The organism is Dactylosporangium sp. CA-233914 (assembly GCF_050942935.1).
Taxonomy (GTDB): Bacteria; Actinomycetota; Actinomycetes; order Mycobacteriales; family Micromonosporaceae; genus Dactylosporangium.
On record NZ_CP192030.1, the window covers coordinates 9,646,404 to 9,665,146 of the forward strand.

16 protein-coding genes and 3 pseudogenes are annotated in these 18,743 nt (G+C 69.0%); 13 read left to right on the top strand and 6 right to left on the bottom strand.

Features of this window, described 5'->3' with window-relative positions:
• Positions 1 to 32 precede the first annotated feature (32 nt).
• Together ACQPY0_RS42775 and ACQPY0_RS42780 are read right to left on the bottom strand one after the other, a co-directional pair.
• Positions 33 to 404 (bottom strand): YciI family protein, encoded by a 372-nt coding sequence (locus ACQPY0_RS42775; protein WP_432974354.1) that lies wholly within the window; start codon positions 402 to 404, stop codon positions 33 to 35.
• Positions 405 to 594: 190 nt separating this feature from the next.
• Positions 595 to 769, bottom strand: a pseudogene (locus ACQPY0_RS42780) (transposase family protein); the annotation flags it as partial.
• Between the two features lie 267 nt (positions 770 to 1,036).
• On the opposite strand from ACQPY0_RS42780, the gene ACQPY0_RS42785 reads away from it, so the two are divergent.
• From ACQPY0_RS42785 to ACQPY0_RS42795, 3 genes and pseudogenes are all read left to right on the top strand, one after another.
• The gene (locus tag ACQPY0_RS42785) at positions 1,037 to 1,399 is read left to right on the top strand and encodes a hypothetical protein (protein ID WP_432974356.1); all 363 of its coding nucleotides are present in this window, start codon (positions 1,037 to 1,039) and stop codon (positions 1,397 to 1,399) included.
• A 280-nt stretch (positions 1,400 to 1,679) separates the two neighbouring features.
• Positions 1,680 to 1,889 (top strand): annotated as a pseudogene (locus ACQPY0_RS42790) (transposase); the annotation flags it as partial.
• A gap of 551 nt (positions 1,890 to 2,440) precedes the next feature.
• A complete protein-coding gene (locus tag ACQPY0_RS42795; protein WP_432974358.1) occupies positions 2,441 to 3,613 on the top strand; it encodes an ISAs1 family transposase in 1,173 nt (390 codons plus the stop codon).
• On the opposite strand, the gene ACQPY0_RS42800 is transcribed toward ACQPY0_RS42795, so the two are convergent.
• Positions 3,606 to 4,127: a transposase family protein gene (locus ACQPY0_RS42800; RefSeq protein WP_432974360.1), complete on the bottom strand. Its 522-nt coding sequence runs from the start codon at positions 4,125 to 4,127 to the stop codon at positions 3,606 to 3,608. The genes ACQPY0_RS42795 and ACQPY0_RS42800 overlap by 8 nt on opposite strands.
• 592 nt (positions 4,128 to 4,719) lie before the next feature.
• On the opposite strand from ACQPY0_RS42800, the pseudogene ACQPY0_RS42805 reads away from it, so the two are divergent.
• Both ACQPY0_RS42805 and ACQPY0_RS42810 read left to right on the top strand, forming a co-directional pair.
• Positions 4,720 to 4,950: pseudogene (locus tag ACQPY0_RS42805) on the top strand (transposase); the annotation flags it as partial.
• A 247-nt stretch (positions 4,951 to 5,197) separates the two neighbouring features.
• The gene (locus tag ACQPY0_RS42810; RefSeq protein ID WP_432974363.1) at positions 5,198 to 5,407 is read left to right on the top strand and encodes an ATP-binding protein; all 210 of its coding nucleotides are present in this window, start codon (positions 5,198 to 5,200) and stop codon (positions 5,405 to 5,407) included.
• Positions 5,408 to 5,584: 177 nt separating this feature from the next.
• Here ACQPY0_RS42810 and ACQPY0_RS42815 read toward each other — a convergent pair whose 3' ends face one another.
• On the bottom strand, positions 5,585 to 7,075 hold the full coding sequence (locus ACQPY0_RS42815) for an FAD-dependent oxidoreductase (protein WP_432974365.1): 1,491 nt from the start codon (positions 7,073 to 7,075) through the stop codon (positions 5,585 to 5,587).
• A gap of 132 nt (positions 7,076 to 7,207) precedes the next feature.
• Here ACQPY0_RS42815 and ACQPY0_RS42820 point away from each other — a divergent pair, with 132 nt between their 5' ends.
• The 6 genes from ACQPY0_RS42820 (at position 7,208) to ACQPY0_RS42845 (ending at position 15,542) form a co-directional block, all read left to right on the top strand.
• Entirely contained in the window at positions 7,208 to 7,843 is a 636-nt protein-coding gene (locus tag ACQPY0_RS42820; RefSeq protein WP_432974367.1) for a TetR/AcrR family transcriptional regulator, read from the top strand.
• A 448-nt stretch (positions 7,844 to 8,291) separates the two neighbouring features.
• Positions 8,292 to 9,233, top strand: a complete 942-nt coding sequence (locus ACQPY0_RS42825) for an ABC transporter ATP-binding protein (RefSeq protein ID WP_432974369.1) — start codon at positions 8,292 to 8,294, stop codon at positions 9,231 to 9,233.
• Positions 9,230 to 10,597: an ABC transporter permease gene (locus tag ACQPY0_RS42830; RefSeq protein ID WP_432974371.1), complete on the top strand. Its 1,368-nt coding sequence runs from the start codon at positions 9,230 to 9,232 to the stop codon at positions 10,595 to 10,597. The genes ACQPY0_RS42825 and ACQPY0_RS42830 overlap by 4 nt, the downstream gene beginning before the upstream one ends.
• A 79-nt stretch (positions 10,598 to 10,676) precedes the next feature.
• Positions 10,677 to 13,364: a bifunctional YncE family protein/alkaline phosphatase family protein gene (locus ACQPY0_RS42835; protein WP_432974373.1), complete on the top strand. Its 2,688-nt coding sequence runs from the start codon at positions 10,677 to 10,679 to the stop codon at positions 13,362 to 13,364.
• Positions 13,365 to 13,542: 178 nt separating this feature from the next.
• Complete coding sequence (locus ACQPY0_RS42840) at positions 13,543 to 14,493, top strand: hypothetical protein (protein ID WP_432974375.1); 951 nt, start codon at positions 13,543 to 13,545, stop codon at positions 14,491 to 14,493.
• A 464-nt stretch (positions 14,494 to 14,957) separates the two neighbouring features.
• Positions 14,958 to 15,542 (top strand): hypothetical protein, encoded by a 585-nt coding sequence (locus ACQPY0_RS42845; protein ID WP_432974377.1) that lies wholly within the window; start codon positions 14,958 to 14,960, stop codon positions 15,540 to 15,542.
• A gap of 71 nt (positions 15,543 to 15,613) precedes the next feature.
• Here ACQPY0_RS42845 and ACQPY0_RS42850 read toward each other — a convergent pair whose 3' ends face one another.
• Positions 15,614 to 15,772 carry a hypothetical protein gene (locus ACQPY0_RS42850; RefSeq protein ID WP_432974379.1) on the bottom strand — a complete coding sequence of 53 codons (159 nt, stop codon included), beginning with the start codon at positions 15,770 to 15,772 and terminating at the stop codon, positions 15,614 to 15,616.
• Positions 15,773 to 15,960: 188 nt separating this feature from the next.
• On the opposite strand from ACQPY0_RS42850, the gene ACQPY0_RS42855 reads away from it, so the two are divergent.
• On the top strand, positions 15,961 to 16,479 hold the full coding sequence (locus tag ACQPY0_RS42855; RefSeq protein WP_432974381.1) for a hypothetical protein: 519 nt from the start codon (positions 15,961 to 15,963) through the stop codon (positions 16,477 to 16,479).
• A gap of 163 nt (positions 16,480 to 16,642) precedes the next feature.
• On the opposite strand, the gene ACQPY0_RS42860 is transcribed toward ACQPY0_RS42855, so the two are convergent.
• Positions 16,643 to 16,993, bottom strand: a complete 351-nt coding sequence (locus ACQPY0_RS42860) for a hypothetical protein (RefSeq protein WP_432974383.1) — start codon at positions 16,991 to 16,993, stop codon at positions 16,643 to 16,645.
• Between the two features lie 162 nt (positions 16,994 to 17,155).
• On the opposite strand from ACQPY0_RS42860, the gene ACQPY0_RS42865 reads away from it, so the two are divergent.
• Positions 17,156 to 18,511 (top strand): hypothetical protein, encoded by a 1,356-nt coding sequence (locus ACQPY0_RS42865; RefSeq protein WP_432974385.1) that lies wholly within the window; start codon positions 17,156 to 17,158, stop codon positions 18,509 to 18,511.
• Positions 18,512 to 18,743 lie beyond the last annotated feature (232 nt).

Below are 18,743 nucleotides of genomic sequence, written 5' to 3' on the forward strand. Positions count from 1 at the left end.
GTTGCTCTCGGGCCCGGCCCAGTCCTCGACGATCACCTGTCGACCTGCGGGACCTCGTCGCTCCCGGGCACCCGCCGGACCTCGATCTTGGACCCGGGGGCCGCCGGTACCCGCTTGGCCCACTCGACCGCCTCCTGTTTCGAGGCGACATCGAGCAGGAAGAAGCCCCCGAACAGTTCCTTGGTCTCCCCGTACGGCCCGTCCGTGACCACCGGAATCTCGCCGCTGAAGTCGACCACGACGCCCTGGCCCGGATCGTCCAGCCCTTCGGCCGCGACGTAGACGCCGGCCTTGAACAGGTCCTCGATGAACTGGCGGCTCGTGGCCATCATCTCGTCGATGTTGGCCATCATGGCCGCGTTCGACTCGTCGGTGCCCCGCATGATCAGCATGTACTTCGGCAACGCATTCTCCTCGTCCGGCGGGGCCGCCTCTCGGCCTCGCACCCACACGTCGAACGAGCGGCCCGCGGATCGACACGGCCCCGGAGAAATCTCTCGCTCGATCCCTCCGCCCCGCGTTTCGCCCGCCAGAGCGGCCCCGAGCGATGGCTGACGCGGACGCCCTGCTGATCAGAAAGCTTGACCAGGACTCTCTCCAGGTCTTGAGGATGGCGACAGCGCGTTCGCCGAGGGCGCGGATACGGGCGTGGTCGGTTGACGGCCTTCTGCCGTCGTGACGGCCGCCGCCGGTGACGTTTGAACGGCTCGCGGATGCTGCCGACTGCTGCTTGGTAACCCTTGTCCGCGAACGTCATCACGTTCGCGCTGGTGAGCCCGCCGATATGCCGGTACATTCACGCCAGCTAATAAAATTAGCCCGCTCCAGTCAGAGTCTTTCGGGTCGGGCCGTCGGCGCGACGGGGAAATACATGCTAGGCCTACTTGCTTTCTAGGGCCGTACTAAGGCATTGTTGGCGAGTACCTAGAATTTCCGTCAGCTGCAGATGTCCGTCCATAGCGCGCGCCTTGACTGCACGAGTGTGCGCGGGGCTGACGGGGGTTAACCGCTGCGAACACGAGCGAAAGGGAAAGAGATGCACAAGAGCCGCAAGGTCATGGCTGCTGCGGTCACGTTTACACTTGCTGGAATCGGTGTTGCCATAGCGGCCGGTCCCGCCTCTGCTGCGTCGTGCAACACCACGGATGTCATCGCCATCGAAACTGTCCAAGCCTATTTCCGGCAGATAGAGTCCGCTCGAAATGGACGTCACGACGGACTCATCGGCCTGACCGACCTGATCGCAGTCGCAAACAGCTCGAATTTCTCGCCGGCCGTGCGACACTCCGCGAGCATCGTGGCGCAGCCCCGGCTCTTCAATCAGCTCGACACCGCCGCGAGGGGCGGACGCCGGGACGGACTTCTCAGCGCGGCTGACCTTAGGGCGGGATGTCGATGAGCGGCGAGGACGCTTCCGGGTCTCGAAAGCCCTCGGTCGATGTAAAGGGCGGTACTGGACGAAAAACCTGGACCCGCCTCGTTGGCCGCAGTGACCAGGGCGGTCGGAGTGAGGCCGCGAGAGCGCGCATGTCGTCGTTCTAGCCGGCCCACACGGTCTCGGGTTTGTCGCTCATTGCCACTTAGAGTTCCTAACAAAGATTGTCTATGGTCTGGCGTCTCTTGTGGACGGTGATCTAGCATCTTGATCTGTGCGGCGAGGTGAGCAGCCGCCGTGGACCGTGCCCGACGGGTTGTGGCAACGCATCGAACCGTTGCTGCCCAAGCCCGTTCCGCGTGATCCGCGGCGCCCGGGGCGGAACCGGATCCCGGATCGGCAGGTGTTGTCCGGGATCCGGTTCGCGCTACATACCGGCATCCAGTGGGAGTTCCTGCCGCAGGAACTCGGGTTCGGGTCCGGGATGACCTGCTGGCGCCGCCTCGAAGAGTGGAACCGCTGTCCGCGCGCTGCGCGACAGTCAGCAGATGATCGAAGAACCGGCTTCGCTCATCCGCGGGCAGCTCTGGTCGTGTCGGGGCAGGGCCACGTCGTGACGCAGGAGGCGCGAACTCGTGCAGATGTTGCGGCAGCTTGCCGAGGATCGGCCAGGTGATCAAGTTGATGATCGTTCAGCGGTGCACGCTTGCGGCGAGTGGGTGCCGGTCCGGGTCCACCCATGCCGCTCCTGCGGCGATGCCGGTCGATAGCACCTGATCGGCTTCGATCGCTTCACGCAGGTGGCGTCCTGTGGACGCGGGAGCGCCGAGCCGGGCTAACCTGCCGCGGGGCGAACGCGGGGATTTCGTTCGATTTGGCGTGGATGGTGACCTGCGCCAGGACGATGCCGGTGGCGGTGTCAGGGGCCCGGCAAAGTCGTGATGAGTGCCCGGCTTGAGGTGGTTGGTGTAGACGCGCCTGCTCTGGAGGCAGCAGGACGGGCATGACCGCTTCAGAAGATCATCGAGGTTCTCTACGCCTTGTTGATCGCTTCCGAAGTGAGTCATGCCCGCATCGCCATCATCGCTGATCGCCTCGTTGTCCGCCGCACCGGCCGGACTGAGCACGCAGGAACTGAACTGCGGCCTGCCCACAGCCCTGGCTCGGGTGCCGGATCCACGCGCCCGCCGGGGCATCCGACATCAGCTCACGGTCGTCGTCACCGCAGCGGTCTGCGCGGTCGTGGCCGGCTACCGCTCCTACACCGCGATCGGTGAATGGGTCGCAGATCTCCCCACCGACACGGCTGTGGTGCTGGGGATCGACACGGACCGCCGACCGTCCGAGGCGATGATCCGCCGGCTGCTGCAGGCCATCGATCCTGACCTGCTCGCGGCAGCCATCGGAAACTGGCTCGCCGCAAGGATTGCGGCTCCGGCGCCCGGCCGCAGGCAGGCACTTGCCGTTGATGGAAAGACCTTGCGCGGCTCACGGACCCGCGATACCACCGCCCGGCACGTCCTGGCCGCCGCCGACCAGGACACCGGCGTCGTCCTGGCCAGCACCGATGTCGACACCAAGACCAACGAGATCACCCGCTTCGCCGCCCTGCTGGACCAGGTCGACAACCTGGACGATGTCGTGGTGACCGCAGACGCGTTGCACTGCCAGCGTGACCACGTTGCCTACCTCAACCAGCGGGGCGCGCACTGGATCTTGACGGTCAAGGGCAACCAGCCCAGCCTCCACCACCAGCTGGCTGGGCTGCCCTGGAGCCTGGTGCCCGACGCCGACCGGGACACCGCCCGCGGCCACGGACGTCGGGAGATCCGCACCCTGAAGGTCCTGTCCGTGTCGACCGGCATCGACTTCCCCCACGCCGCGCAGGCCATCCGGATCCGGCGCCGCCGCCGACGGCTCGACGAGCCGCGGCGCTTCACCACCGAGACCGTCTACGCGATCACCGATCTCCTTGCCCACCAAGCGAAACCGTTCCACCTGGCCGACTGGATCCGTGGGCACTGGTCGATCGAGAACAAGACCCACTGGGTCCGCGACGTCACCTACGACGAAGACCGATCCCAGATCCGCACCGGCACCGGCCCGCAGGTCATGGCCACCCTCCGCAACGCCGCCATCGGCGCCCTCCGCCTCGCCGGCGCCACCAACATCGCCGCCGCCAACCGCCACCACGCCCGCAACGCCAACCGCCCACTCGCCCTACTCGGCATCACCTAAACGACTTTGCCGGGGCCCTGGTGGCGGTGTCCAGGGCGGAGAGTAGGTGGACGTGACCGCCGTCGGGGCGGCGCGCGCTGCGCAGGGTTTTGCCGTCGATGGCGATGACCTGCCGGTATCTGCGTGGACGCCGTGGCCCCGGCCGGGTGCGGGTGCGCAGCCAGCCGGCGAGGACCCCGGTCAGCAGCCCGGCATCGAGGCGGGTCAGCAGCCGCCACACGGTCGTGCCCGCGGGTGCCCGGCGAGCGAAGCCGAGTCTGGCCTTGGCCTGTTCGTCGAGGTCGTGGAGCCAGTCGCTGATCGCGGCGAACGACGACGCGCCGGCCAGGACGGCGCAGACCGCGACGGTGAGCAGCCCGGACAGAGGGTAGCGGATGCCGTGCGGGTCGCGTGGGTCCGGGACCGCGGCCAGGGCTTGCAGCAGCCCGTGCTGCTCACCGCCGGTGACCGGTGCGGGTGCGGTGTTCGCGACGGGCGCGGTGACGGCCAGTGCCGGAATGAGGGATGATGCCATTGGCGGGCGAGGTACTTGTGGTGTCACAGGGCGTCGAGAACTCCATGATCACCGGTGCGGCCTCACCCGCTTCCGCAGCCTCCGCAGCGCCCATGGTGACCCCGGAAGGACACGACGCTGATGCCGAAGGATCCTGCCGAGGTCGTAATCGGCTTGCTCATGGCCCTTGCAGGCCTCGCACTTGTGGCGAACTTTCGGGGCATCGTCGACTACCCGGCCGAACGGAGTATTAAATCGGCCCGTCCCTGGAATAACCCGTTTGGACCGCCGTCCCAGTTGACTCCGCAGCGACGCGCTGAACTCCGATTGATAGTTAACATCCTCGCCAGGCTCTTCGGGCTGGTGTTCCTGGCGAGCGGAATAGCGATGATGTGGCAGGCGTGGCACGGCACACTGCTCCACGGCGCTTAGCTACTTCGACCTGAAAAAGTATATCGACGGTTCTCGGCGTGTCAGGCTGCGCCGCACACGCCTGGCCGCCACAATGGTGGTGACAAGAAGTCGTTCATGCGCAAGGGATTGCGGTCATGCTGCGGACGGGGAACGTGCAGCCGTCGTTGCGGGAGTCGGTGCTGTCGGGAGCCGGGTGTGCGGTCGGGGCAGTAGCGTTGATCAGCAGGTGATCAACGGAATCTTGTGGAAGCTGCGCACGGGTGCGCCGTGGCGGGATATGCCGGAACGGTACGGGCCGTGGAAGACCCACCACGAGCGGTTGCGGCGGTGGACCGCGAACGGCACGTGGGCGCGGGTCCACGACGACGGCCGGCCGGACGGGGAGCTCGTGCGGGCGCACCAGCATACGACTGGAGCCCGGAAAAGGGGGAATCACCGGCGTCCGGTGGCCGGTGTGCAGGACGGCGAGGCGGCCGCGGTCGTGGCGTTCGACCATGAGGGCCAGTTCCTCGCCGCGGCTGAGGGCTTGCTCGGCTTCGACTTCAGCGCGGAAGCCCGATGCGGATGTCCCGGCGTAGCCCTCGAACATTTGCACCGATCGCGCCGGGCGCCGGCCGTCGCGGCCGCGGTGACGGCGTCCGGTGTCGTCGTCTACCAGGCGTCGTCCGCGTTCCGCCGTGTGCGACGGGCGCCTGGTGATCGAGGTGGCCGACACGGGCCGCGGGATCGCCGCCGCGGACCTGCCGAAGGTGTTCGACCGCTCGCGCAGCCGCATCAGCGGCGGCAGCTGGCTGGGACTGTCGATCGCCCGGGCCCACGGCGGCGACCTCACGGTATCGAGCGAGCCCGGCCACGGCGCGAGGTTGACCGCCGGCATCCCCGCGTGATGCCGGCCCGCGCCGGCCGTCCGACGCGGGACGTGAGGGGTTGTTCGCCCATGAGGTGGCGCTCGCGCGGACCGCCCGGGCCGCGTTCGACCGTCAGGCGCAGGATGCGGTACTGCTGGAGGTGTGCCCGCACGGCGACGGCACATCGGTCGCGTCGCTCGGGTCGAGCGCTACGGCTCAGCTCATCGCGGCGAGGTAGTCCGACACTGCCGAGATGTCGCCGGCGTCGGAGATCAGCGCGACGTAGCCGTCGGGGCGGATCAGGACGAGGGTGTGGTCGGTCGCGCCGTAGGCGTCGGCGAGATGGCCTTCGGTGTCGGCGATGTCGTCGGCGCCGGTCGGTCGTCCGACGACACGGAGCGTCCTGAGGGCGGCCGGAGCGGCTCCGATCGCGGGCGCGGTCCCGAAGCTCAGCAAGGTGAAGCGTCCGCCGCGCGTGAGGTCGAACAGCCGTTGTTCGCCGTCCACCGTCATCAGCTTGGTCGCATCGGGGGCGCGGTCGCCGGCACGGAGCGGGGCGGTCTCGCCACGGTCGTCGCGCGCCGAGGCGCAGCCGCGATAGTTCACGCCGAGTTGTATCGTGCTCTCATCGCGGCGGGTGGAGATGCCCCTCTCCTCGAGCACCTGTCTGAGGCGCGCGTTGGAGAGCGCGAGCACGTCGGCTGCGACCGGTCGCCGCTCGGCCTCGTAGGTGTCGAGCAGTGCCGGCGAGGCGCCCTTTGCGACTGCCGCGAGCTTCCAGGCGAGGTTGTGCGCGTCCTGGATGCCGGTGTTCATTCCCTGGCCGCCGGCGGGCGAGTGGATGTGCGCCGCGTCGCCGGCGAGGAACACGCGCCCCTCGCGATAGCGGTCGGCGAGGCGGATGTTGGCGCGCCACAGCGACGACCACTGCGGCTCGTGGAGGCGGATGTCGGTGCGGCCGGTGCGCCGCTCGAGGATCGCCTGCATGTTCGCGAGGCTGAGCTCGGTGTCCTGTCCCGGCACGATGGCGGCTGCGTATTGGAAGACGTTGGTCGAGGGCAGCGGGCAGAGGCTGAGGACGCCCTCCTCATGCCGCCACATGGTCCAGGCGTCGCGATCGAGGCCGTCGACCTCGGCGTCGGCGATGATCATCCGGACCTCCTCGCGGGTCTCGCCCTCGAAGGCAATGCCGGCCTGCCTGCGGACGATGCTGTGGCCGCCGTCGCAGCCGACCAGCCAGCGCGCGGTGATCGTCTCGGCCTCGCCGTCCTTGACCACGAACGCCGACACGGCCGCGTCCGACTGCTCGAAGCCGCCGAGCGCGGTGCCGAACTCGACCGCGCCGCCGAGCTCCGCCAGCCGCAGCCGTAGCGCTTCCTCGATCCGCCATTCGGGTGTGATCAGGCTCGTCGTATACGGGATGTCGGGCCGATTCCTCAACGCCTCGGGCTCCGCGCCGCCCAGCGTCACATCCCCATCGGGAGCGATCGAACGCAGCGGCATCGCCATCTGGCCGTTCGCCAGCACGCGATCGACGATGCCGAGATCGTCGAACACCTCGAGGGTGCGCGGCTGGATGCCCTTGCCGCGCGAGCCGGGCTGCGGGCCGCGGGCGGCCTCGATCAGGCGGAAGGAGACGCCGCTGCGGGCGAGCTCGCAGGCCAGCGTCAGCCCGGTCGGGCCGGCCCCGACGATCAGCGCCGTCACGCAATCCCGGTCCTGTGGTGCCGGCTTCGTCGTCGTTGTCTCGGTCATCTCATCCCGATTCAAGAAAGGAATAGCTTTCTAGCCACGGTACGGACGCTTGCTAAGGAAGTCAACGCTTTCTATCGTGGGGTGGTGGTTGCAGAGTCGTCCGAGCCCGTCCGCCGTCGCCGGCACGGCAAGCAGCTCGAGTCCGCTCTGCTCGTCGCGGCCTGGGATGACCTGGTCGAGGTCGGATACGGCCGTCTGACGATGGAATCGGTCGCCGTGCGCGCCCGCACCAGCGAGCCCGTGCTCTATCGCCGCTGGGCCAACAAGGACCAGCTCGTGCTCGCCGCGATCGAGCACCACCGCAACGCCAACCCGGTCGCAGTCCCCGACACCGGCGCCCTGCGCAGCGACCTGCTCGCCCAACTGACGGCCTTGAGCGAAGCCCTTGCCGGCTTCTTCGCCATCGCCGCAGCCGCCGCCTTCTCAGGGCTGCTGACCGACACCGGCCTGACTCCCGCACAGGCCCGGGAGAAGGTCATGGACGCCGAACATCTCTCGCCCGTCCGGATCATCTACCAGCGCGCCCACGACCGCGGCGAGATCGACCTGGAACGCATCCCGGCCGCGGTGCTCGCCCTGCCGTTCGACCTGGTGCGCCACGACCTGCTCATGAACCTCGAACCCCTGAAGCCCGCACGCATCCGATCGATCGTCGACGAGCTCTTCCTGCCCCTCGCGCAGAACCACGAGGCCGGCCAAAGCCATGCTCATCAGGCATGACATCCCGCCGAAACGGTGACATCGGCATGACGGGTTCGAGGCCGTAGAAGCCGCCGCGGAACGTCTCCGGACCGCTCCAACCGCAGCAGGTCCGCTCGCCGCAACCGATGCACAGCGTGCCCGTACGACCACAATCCGTTGACGGCAAGAACAAGATGAATGAATCTCGCCAATTGCCAGCATTGCACTGTGAGATGTACCGCAATCGTGTAATGCATTGGCGGCCTGCCCCGCCGTTTATTTGGGGAATGGTGTGACAATCGGCGCCAAGAATGCGCCGAAACAGACTGCCACCAGCGAAGACTCCGAATTGTCGAAGCTTCCGGAGTACTGACGCTGCGAATCGAGTTTCGGTTGTCTCCTGTTCCGAAAACGTTCAACCCGCCGACCTCGATCGCGTTGATTGACGTCCCTAGGTTCCCTTTGCGGTTAACGAAAGAAGGTTTTCATGGGCAAAGTCCGCGCAGTCCGGGCTCGCGGGATCACCAAGTGTTTCGGCGAAGTCGTCGCGCTCGACGGCATCGATCTGGATGTGGCGCAGGGGCGAATCCACGGCCTCGTCGGACCGAACGGCGCCGGCAAGACGACCCTGCTCGGGCTCCTGCTGGGCCTGGCCGTCGCCGACAGCGGCCGCCTCGAGATCCTGGGTACGCCGGTCGGGCGGGCGCTCGCCGCTCCCGACGGCGTCGCCGGCTTCGTGGACGGCCCCGGCCTCTACCCCTCGCTCACCGCCAGGCAGAACCTCGCCGCGCTGGCCGCTCTCCGCGGCCGCGACGCGCGGACGGCGGGGATCGACGACGTACTCGACCAGGTCGGGCTCATCGATGTCGCCGACGACCGGGCCAACGGCTTCTCCCTCGGCATGCGGCAGCGGCTCGGGCTCGCCGCCGCCCTGCTCACCAGGCCCCGGCTGCTCGTGCTCGACGAACCCTCCAACGGCCTCGACCCGGCCGGCAAGCGGCACGTGCACGGTGTCCTCACCCGGCTCGCCGCGCAAGGAACCAGCGTCGTGCTCTCCAGCCACCGCATGGACGACCTCGAGGCGCTGTGCTCCGAGGTCACCATCCTCGCCACCGGACGGGTCGTCTTCTCCGGCCCGCTGAGCAAGCTGGCCGCCGAGAACCGCGAACTCGACTACCGGCTGATCACCTCCGACCCGCAGGCCGCCCGCCCGCTGGCGGCCGGCACCGCCGGGATCCGCGTCGCCGACGACGCCGGGGCACGGCAGGACGGCGAGGTGCTCGTCGTGCGCGCGCTGGTGCCCGCCCTTGACGAACTGGTGGCGCGGCTCGTGCACGCGGGCATCGGGGTGCGCGAGCTCGCACCAGTGGTGTCGCCGCTCGAGGCCGCGTTCCTGGCCCTCACCGAGCAGCAGGAGGCCGAACGATGACCGCGACCGTCGCCCTCGACGACGTCGACAAGGACCCCGGTGCCCGCCCCGTCTCGGTGGCGCGCGGCTACCGCTTCGAGCTGGTCAAGCTCGTCTCGCAATGGCGGATCCGGCTGCTGGTCCTCGCCTGCTGGATCGCGCCGGCGCTCTTCGTCGCCGCGGTGAGCCAGCAGAGTACGCTGCCCGTCGACACCCTCTTCGGCCGCTGGATGCACGCCACGGGGTGGGCCGGGCCGCTGGTGGTGCTCGGTTTCGCGGGCACCTGGGCGCTCCCGCTGCTGACCTCGGTGGTCGCCGGCGACGTGTTCGCCTCCGAGGACCGGCTCGGCACCTGGCGCCACCTGCTCGTGGCGGTTCGGTCGCCGCGGCGGATCTTCGCGGCGAAGGCACTGGCCAGCCTCACCGTCATCCTGCTCCTCGTGGCCGGGCTGGCCTGTTCCAGCGCGGCCGGCGGGCTCGCGGCGGTCGGCAACCTGCCGCTGGTCGGCCTCGACGGCCACCTGCTGACGCCGGCGGATACCGCCGGGAAGGTCCTGCTCGCCTGGGTCTGCGTGCTCGCCCCGACCCTGGCGCTCGCCGCGATCGGACTGCTCGGGTCGGTCGCGCTGGGGCGGTCCCCGATGGGACTGCTGCTGCCCGCGCTCGTCGCGCTCGCGATGCAGCTCGCCCAGATGCTGCCGCTGCCCGTCACCGTACGCCTCGCCCTGCCCGGCTACGCCTTCATCGCCTGGAACGGCCTGTTCACCAGCCCGGCACAGCTCGGGCCGCTCCTGATCGGCATCATGGTCAGCCTGGCGTGGGCCGTGACCGCGACCGCGCTGGCTTACCTGCTCTTCCTGCGGCGCGACTTCACCAACCCGAGCTACGACGGCTCGGGGCGCCGCACGGTCGCCGCCGGAGTCCTGCCGCTGGCCGGGCTGCTCGCCGTGACGGTCGCGGTCGTCGCCGAGGCGACCCCGGCCACGGGCTCCGGGATCGAGCAGGACAAGGTGCAGCGCTCGGTCGCCACGGCGTTCGCCCATCTCTACCGCATCCAGACCAGGCAGCTCAACCGCCCCGACGTCACCGAAGCGCAGTTGATGGTGACGGCGGCGTGCACCAAGGGCGGCGGCAAGGTCGCCGCCCAGGGACCGGGCAACGACTGGCGTTGCATCGTCTCATGGCATCTCCCCGACGTCGAGGCCACCGGGACCGCCATCTACCAACTCGACGTCACCGCAGACGGGCGGTTCGTCGCTGACGGCGACGGACCGAAGGAAGTGAACGGCTACTTCCTGGTGCGCACCCCTACCGGGGACGCACCGAACCCGCTCTGGCAGTTCGACGGCAACGTCGAACTGCTCCACACCACCCGGAAGGGATAGCTCAATGCAAGTAACACGCCGTCGTCGGCGTGTCGAGAAGGACCCTCTAGGCCTTCTCGGTCGACGCATCATCCGCCGGATGCCGCTCGTAACGGCAGGCACCACCGCTGTTGCCGTTGTCGCCACCGGCACCGGCATCGGCTTCGCCCAGACGCACGAGTTCGGCACCGACCAGGTCGGTCAGAACACCGACAAGGGCCTGGTCGTATCCGGCGACCAGTACATCGACCCGATCGGCGAACGCCTCGTCATCAACAACGGCAAGATCATGTCGTCCTCGGTCAGCCCGGACGGCACCCACCTCGCGGCCTCGGTCACCGACGGTGGGATGGCGCTCGCCATCGTGGATCTCAAGAACTGGAAGGTGCAGCAGCTCGTCGGCAACAACGCGGCGGCGAACCTGCGCATCAGCGGCAACGACGTGGGCCAGGAAGGCCCCACGTACTCGCCCGACGGTTCGCAGCTGTGGCTGGGCCAGGCCGACGGCTACCGCAAGTTCACCGTGAACCCGGACGGCAGCCTCGCCAACCCGACGTTCATCAAGATCGCGCAGGACGGGTCCAAGCGCGCACTGGTGGGCGAGGCGGTCTTCTCGCCCGACGGCTCCACCGTGTACTCGGCCGTCAACGGCCAGAACCGCGTGGTCGCCATCGACACGGCGACCGGGACCGTCAAGCAGAGCTGGGCCGTGGGCAACGCCCCGCGTGACATGCTCAAGGTCGGCAACAAGCTCTACATCAGCAACGAGGGCGGCCGTCCGGCGAAGCCGGGCGAGCCGACGATCAACTCCTACGGCACCCAGGTGCTGGCCGACCAGGTGACCGCTGCCACCCTCAGCGGCACGGTCAGCGTCATCGACCTGGCGAACCCGGCGGCAGCCGTCGCGAGCATCGACGTCGGCCTGCACCCGACCGCCCTGTACGCCAAGAACGGGGCGCTGTTCGTCACCAACACGGCCACCAACGACGTGTCGGTCATCGACACGGCCAGCGACAAGGTGGTCCAGACCATCGCGACCCAGCCGTGGCCGGAGGCCTCGGTGGGCTACGAGCCCGACGCGGTGACGCTCACCGACGACGGTCACCTGCTGGTGACGCTCGGCCGCGCCAACGCGGTCGCCGTCTACCGGTACAAGACCCCGCTGGAGCCGGTCAGCTACGTCGGTCTGCTCCCGACGGACTACTTCCCCGCGGAGATCACCACCGTCGGCGACGACGTGGTGGTGTCCAACACCCGCGGTATCGACGCTCGCCGCCCCACCAGCAGCGCCGGGCGCGGCACCCACGACACGACGTCGAGCCTGCAGCGGTTCAAGCTGCCCAGCGACGACGTCATCAAGTCCGAGACCGGCAAGGTCTTCACCCAGAACGGCTGGCACGGCGGTTCGGTCACGCTGACCGAGGGCGACGCCGGCAAGAAGCCGGTGCCGGTCCCGCTGAAGCTCGGCGAGCCCTCGACGATCAAGCACGTCTTCCTGATCGTCAAGGAGAACCGGACCTACGACCAGGTCTTCGGTGACATCCCACAGGGCAACGGCGACCCGGCACTGGCCCAGTTCGGCGAGAACGTGACGCCGAACCAGCACGCGCTGGCCAAGCAGTTCGGGCTGTACGACAACACGTACGACATCGGCACGAACTCCGCCGAGGGTCACAACTGGCTGATGCAGGCCGACAACCCGGAGTACACCGAGTCCTCGGCCGGTGAGTACCTGCGCAGCTACGACACCGAGGACGACGCGCTCGGCCACCAGACCACCGGCTTCATCTGGACCGGTGCGCAGGCGGCCGGGAAGACCGTGCGAAACTTCGGTGAGTTCCACCAGTTCCTGACCAAGCCGGCCGGCGCGAGCTGGCAGAACCTGTACTGCGACACCAAGAACATGGCGGCGACCGGGCAGGACACTGCCTACCGCCTGGTGTCGTCGTCGCCGATCCCGTCGCTCAACAACGTGTCGGTGCCCGGCTACCCGAAGTACGACCTCAACGTCCCGGACATCTACCGGTCCGAGATCTGGAAGCGTGACTTCGAGAAGAACGGGCCGGCGAACCTGAACATGTTCTGGCTGTCCAGCGACCACACCGGTGGTCCGGCGAACGCAGCCGCTCAGGTCGCCGACAACGACCTCGCGGTCGGCAAGATCGTCGACACGATCTCGCACAGCCCGTACTGGAAGGACTCGGCGATCTTCGTCGTCGAGGACGACTCCCAGGCCGGCCTCGACCACGTCGACGGCCACCGTGCCCCGATCCAGATCATCAGCCCCTGGGCCCGGCACGGCGTCGTCGACAGCCACTACTACTCGCAGATCACGATGATCCGGACCATCGAGCAGATCCTCGGGATCAAGCCGATGAACCAGAAGGACAGCGCGGCCAGCCCGATGCGTGGGGCGTTCACCCAGAGCGCGGACCTCACGCCGTTCACCGCGGTGCCCAACCGGACCTCGCTGACCGCAGGTCTGAAGACTCTGCCGACCTGCGGCGCGGACGTTCCCGCGGCGCAGAACCCCATCGCCGCGGCCGCACCGCTGGCGACGGTACCGGCGGACAAGCAGGCGGTCGCGGCGAAGTGGGACAACTGGAAGTCGCAGCAGCGGCTCACCGGCCCCGACGCCAAGGCCGACTCCGCGAACCCCGCGCAGATGAACCACCTCACGTGGTACGAGGCGCACGACTGGACCCAGCCGTACCCGGGCGAGGACAAGATCGTCGCGCCGGAGGACGTGCCGGGCGCCTACATCCCGGCGGCGGAGTCCGACGGCTGAAGTAGGGTGATCGCATAACGGGGCCCCTGGCCGGCGTCACCCGCTGACCAGGGGCTCTGCTGATCCCCGCGGGTTATCTTGTCCCGGCGCTCGACGGCCGAATCTGCAAGACGTGCACCTCTGCCGACCGGCCAGCGGGGACGTGGCCTCGCCCGTACGGTGCCTACACTCGTCGGTCGTGAAACGGGCTATTTGGATGGCGGTACTCCTGGGGCTCACGTTGGCCGGCTGCGGCATGTCACCGAAGGGCGACAACGACGGTGACGTCGTGCGGTTCAGCGGCAGTGGCCAGCCGTACTGGCCGGTCTGGCTCGATGATGGGCTGTACTTCGCGGTCGCCCCGCTGCACGGTGACGGCCCAGATGAGCTGTGGCGGTGGCGTGACGGGCGGGCGGCCGCTGAGCCGGTCGCCGTCCAGGCTGCCGACTGCCGATCCGCGCTGTTGCGGCCGGAGCGCCGGCCCGGCGGTGAACTCGCTGTGGCGGCCGGCTGCTTCGAGGCTGACGAGCTCAGGGTCCGCCTGCTCGCCGTAGACCGCGTCACCGGCGCTACCTCGGCTCTGGTCGGGCCGCCGGGGCTGGACGTGGTGTGGTCCGGCCAGACGGCGTACGAATCTGTCGCCACCGGTCCCTGCGCTGGTGTCGTCCGCGTCGTCGGTGAACGCGTCGAGGCGATGGAGACCGGGCCGTCGTTCGATGGACGGCCCTGGCCGTCCAGTCGCTGGTCCGTCCAGGGGACGACGGCCTGTCCGGACACCGGCCGGGTCAGGTTCCCGGTGACGCTTGACGATCCCGCACAGATCGCCGCCCTGGCTACCGACGACACCGGCGACGCGGCGGAGTGGACGTTGTATCTCGCCCCAGCCGGCCTCACCGGCGCGGCAACCGCGGTCGTCGGCGGGTTCTCGAACGTCGGCCGGGTTTCAGCCACGCCGGACGGCTCACTGTTCTTGATCCAGGCCGCGCACGACGACACGGAGGGCCTCTGGATGGTCGACGTCGCAGCCCGCGCTGCCCGGCTGGTGCGAGCGGGAAAGTTCGCGGGCGCTGGACTGTCGCCCGACGGCCGGCGGGTCGCCGCCGTCGACTACCACAACGGCCTACGCCGCATCACGGTGTTCCCAGCATGAGCGGCAAGCCTTGGGCATACCGCAGCGCGACCGGTGACGGCGTTGACGTACCGTCGAATGAACCACCCAGCCATGATCACGTGCGAGCCGTGGCGATGTGCCTGGGGCCATGCAGGTGGCGATGCCGTAGCCGGTCGAGGTTGTTGGGCTCGGTCGTAGCGCATGGTCGTTCGCGGATCGGCGTGGCGGGCGGCGATCTGCACGTCGCGGAGTCTGACGTCGGCGAGCATTGTCGTGACGGTTGATCCCGCCCGCCTATCATCCCGACCACGACAGGTGCGAGCTTGGTCAGGTTCACGATGCCCTTGGTGCCGGCCTTGGTGATCAGGTGGTGGCGGGTTTGTTGTCCCGGTGGTGGGGTGACTTCGGTCCCGTGTGATTGGGGAGGTTCGGCCCGGGCGTCTGGTGCCGGTCCGGGATGACGATGTGTGTGTCAACAGGGAGACGGCAGGAGGCCGAGAGCCATGAGCACCGCACACATTCACCGGGTCAACCACCTTGAGCGGGTCGAGGCCCCGGGCAGCATGCTCACCAAGACGGCTGCCAAGGGTTTGGCGGTGCTGCGCTACGCCACCGGGTTCGTGTTCCTCTGGGCGTTCCTCGACAAGACTTTCGGCCTGGGCTACAGCACTCCTGAGGCCAAGGCGTGGATCAACGGCGGCAACCCCACCAAGGGTTTCCTCGCCTCGGTGGACGCCGGACCGCTGCAGGGCTTCTTCCACACCATCGCCGGCACCTGGTACGCCAACTGGTTGTTCATGTTCGGCATGCTCGGTATCGGCCTGGCCCTGATCGCCGGGATCGGCCTGCGCGTCGCCGCCGCCTCGGGCACCCTCATCATGGCCGGCATGTGGCTGGCCGAGTGGCCCCTCGCCCAGCACACCGCCAAGGGCGCCCCCACCGGCTCGACCAACCCGCTCACCGACTACCACGTCGTCTACGCCGTCGTGCTCATCGTCCTGGCCGCCGCCTACGCCGGCCACACCTGGGGCCTCGGCCGCCGCTGGGCCAAGCTGAGCATCGTCCAGCGCAACCGCTGGCTCATCTGAATCCCGCACAACCCAGCCCCGAAGCCCGGTAGAGGCAGCCAGCAGCCGCCTCAACCGGGCTTCAAACTACTTCAATCCATAACGACACACGGATTGCGGCAATTGAGGTTGTGCTGGCCGCCGGCGTCGAGAACCGCGACAGGCGCGAAGATCACGATATTGAGCATGGACGCGGCCAGCCCTGTCCGGTTCGTCATCGCTGACGGCGGGGTCGCCGGCACGCTCGTCAAGTGGGCCAAGACCATAGCGTGCGAAGGCTAGCAAGGCTTTGTGCTCATCCCACGCGGATCGTGTCGCCCGCTGGGTCACGTGACGCCGCTGGACTGGGATCGGTGACCTGGAACGGCCGAGCCGGGCGGCAGTTTTCGCCTGCTTCAGGTATTCGGTTAGGCTTGCCCGACAATCATCGATCTGGAGTGTGTTCGCGATGGCGTTGTCAGAGCTTGCTGCGGTGGAAGCGGCGTATCAGGTGTTGCACTCACTGGATGCCGCCGGCCGTCGGCGGGCGTTGCAGTGGTTGTCCGACGCGTTGGGCGCCGAAGGACCAGTCATGGAAGCCGAACCCGAGATCGCCACGGCGGCGGGGCAGGGCAGCGGTGACCCTGAGCCGGAACCCTCACCCGCCACCAAGGCGGCGCCGACCCGATCCCGGCGCCGACCCGCCACCGCCGAGGCCGCAGCAGCGGAGACGCCGGCGACGGAGATCGCGGAAGGCCGTCCACGGCGAGTCCGAGCGGCCCGACGGGCCGCCATGCCGGTGGAGAGCCGGGAGCGAGCCTACCGGCGAATGCCACCCGCCGAGGATGTCATGGCCGCCTACCAGCAGGTCGGTAGCATCAGCGGCCTCGCCGATCACTTCAACGTTCCCCGGTACACCGCGCAGGGCTGGGCCCAGCAACTGCGCAAACAAGGCCACGCCATCGGCCGAGCCACATGAACCGCACCATATTGTTGCGCGCGACCTGGCCGGTCTTCGCACCGAACTCCCGGCAGCCCTGGAGGCGTGCGCCGCGACCGGGCTGAAAGAACAGGTCGGGGCGCGCTCCTGCAATGATCAGCCTCGACGTGCTGCACTACGACATCGGGCACGTCGAGGTTCCCTACCGAATACCGCCGAGTTGATGAGCTGGCATGACCAACTGGTGACGTCGTTTGCAGTCAGCGGGCGCATACGAGGATGAACGGTCGTGGCCCACGAAGTGTTCCGACACGTGCCGTTCCCGTTCCCGGACGGCCGTTTCCCGCCCCAACTCGGCGCTACGGTGCAGCGGACGGTCGCTGACGGCGAGATGCCCGCGCTCACAGTGATTCACACGGTCGACAACTCGTGGGTAGTCCTCGATGGGGTCAAGGACCCGAATCCCGACGGTGCTTGCGTAATCGACGCGATGGTCCACCTGGTGGAGGATGACCCATCGCTTGCGATAGTCGCTCAACTGGACGTCGGCCACCGAGCTGACCGTGAGCACGTGGGCGACGCAGCACGAGCGCGCCGGCTCGTGCGTCAGGGCCGGTGAGAGGCCGGAGCCTCGGGGCGGCCCGGTCGCGGTACTCAGCCAGAACTGAGTATCTGCACGGCGGCTCGGGCGCGCGGCGGCTGGAATGCTTGATACGTGTCCGAGCCGAGCTTGTCCGAGCCAAGCAACGAGAGGGTGCTGATCGCCGGCCAGCTTGTCGGGGCCGGGGCGGTCGGCGCGGCCGCGCTGCCGATGACGCTCTGGGCCGTGCTCAGCGCGGCGTTCGGCCGCAACGAGGGTGCGGGGGTCGCCGCCCTCGCGATCGCTGCGGTGGTCGTGGTGGCGGCCCTGACCGGCGTCGTCACCGTCACCCGGGACGCGTCGCCGCTGGGCAGGACCGTCGTCGGCCGCGTGTTCTGGGCGGTGCTCGTCGCCGTGTTCGGCACGATCGGCTGGGTCGCCGGCTGGGCGGTCACCGACGCTGTCGGGCCGCGGGTGAGCGACAGCCATGAGCTGTGGGTGCTGTTCGGCGGTGTGTCGTTCGCCCTGACCGCAGCGCTGTTCGTGCGCGGCTGGGCGGTGCGCACCGCCGCCGCTGGGACCGTTGTGATGCTGCTCGCGGCCGGGCTGGTGGCGCTGCGCCGCGACCCCGGGGAGGATCTGGACGCGCGGCTGAGGGCGGCCGGGCTGTCGCGGGACACTGCTTACGTGGTGGCGATCCCGGGGTACGCGCCCGACCGCGATTTCGGGCACGGGCTGGGCGTCGGGAGCTTTCGCCCGGCCGACCCGGCCAAGATCCCGCCCGACCGGTACATCTCCATCACCGCCACCGACCAGGCGATGACGGGCGAGCAGCTGTGCGGGCAGGTGACCGCGCAGGACTCGCGCCTGGCGTGGGGCGATTGCACGGTCGAGGACGGCGGGCTGGTGTACCGGCACAACGAGATCCAGCACGGGTACCAGGTGACCGCCGGCCGCTACTACGTGACCGTCCTGGGCACCCCGGGGGTCTCCCACGACGCGCTGCGGGCCGCGGTGACCAGCCTGCACCCGGCCACCGCCGCCGAGCTCGGGCCGGCCGGTGCGAGCCTCACCGACGTGTACGCGGCCACGGTCCCGGGCTACACCGGCCAGCCGATGGGCATCCCGCCGGGCATGCTGTACGCCCCGTCGGACCTCACCGGCGGCGGTGCGCTGAGCGTCGGCATCGAGCTGCGGGTGAGCGGGGCACGCTCCGGCGACCTGTGCTTCGGCACCGACGAGTGCGCCGCCGACGGGCCGGATCTCACCTACTTCCGGCGCCACGAGCAGCAGGGCTACGTGATGCACCGCGGCTCGGTGGACGTCGCGGTGCTCGGCGGCCTGCGGGTCGACCGGGCGCTGCTGCGCCAGGCCGTCCTGGACGCCCGACCGGCCACCGATGACGAGCTGCGCCGCGGGCTGTCCGTGGCGCCCCCGCGCGCGCCGTCCACCGGCCTGGACCGCTTCCGCCAGTGGCTGCGCAGCCTCTAAAGACTCATGTCGCGCCGCAGCTGATCAAGCGGTCCGAGTGGCCGCACACGCCTGTGGCAACGAATTCGGACGTGTAGGGCGGCCACCGCAACCGCACGGTCGGGCCGGCGTCCGCGGCGGCGACATCGCGGACTGCGGTGCTGACGGGTTCCCTGGAGTCGAGGGGCCGGGCGGTCAGCGGCCGTGGGTGTCGTCTCTGTCTTTGAGTCTGGGGGCGTCTGTCGCGGGACGG

Excerpts from the sequence above, each read along its gene's own strand:
- ACQPY0_RS42830 (WP_432974371.1), top strand. The coding sequence starts at position 9,230 with ATGACCGCGACCGTCGCCCTCGACGACGTCGACAAGGACCCCGGTGCC.
- ACQPY0_RS42825 (WP_432974369.1), top strand. The coding sequence starts at position 8,292 with ATGGGCAAAGTCCGCGCAGTCCGGGCTCGCGGGATCACCAAGTGTTTC.
- ACQPY0_RS42835 (WP_432974373.1), top strand. The coding sequence starts at position 10,677 with ATGCCGCTCGTAACGGCAGGCACCACCGCTGTTGCCGTTGTCGCCACC.
- ACQPY0_RS42845 (WP_432974377.1), top strand. The coding sequence starts at position 14,958 with ATGAGCACCGCACACATTCACCGGGTCAACCACCTTGAGCGGGTCGAG.
- ACQPY0_RS42785 (WP_432974356.1), top strand. The coding sequence starts at position 1,037 with ATGCACAAGAGCCGCAAGGTCATGGCTGCTGCGGTCACGTTTACACTT.
- ACQPY0_RS42795 (WP_432974358.1), top strand. The coding sequence starts at position 2,441 with ATGCCCGCATCGCCATCATCGCTGATCGCCTCGTTGTCCGCCGCACCG.
- ACQPY0_RS42800 (WP_432974360.1), bottom strand. The coding sequence starts at position 4,127 with ATGGCATCATCCCTCATTCCGGCACTGGCCGTCACCGCGCCCGTCGCG.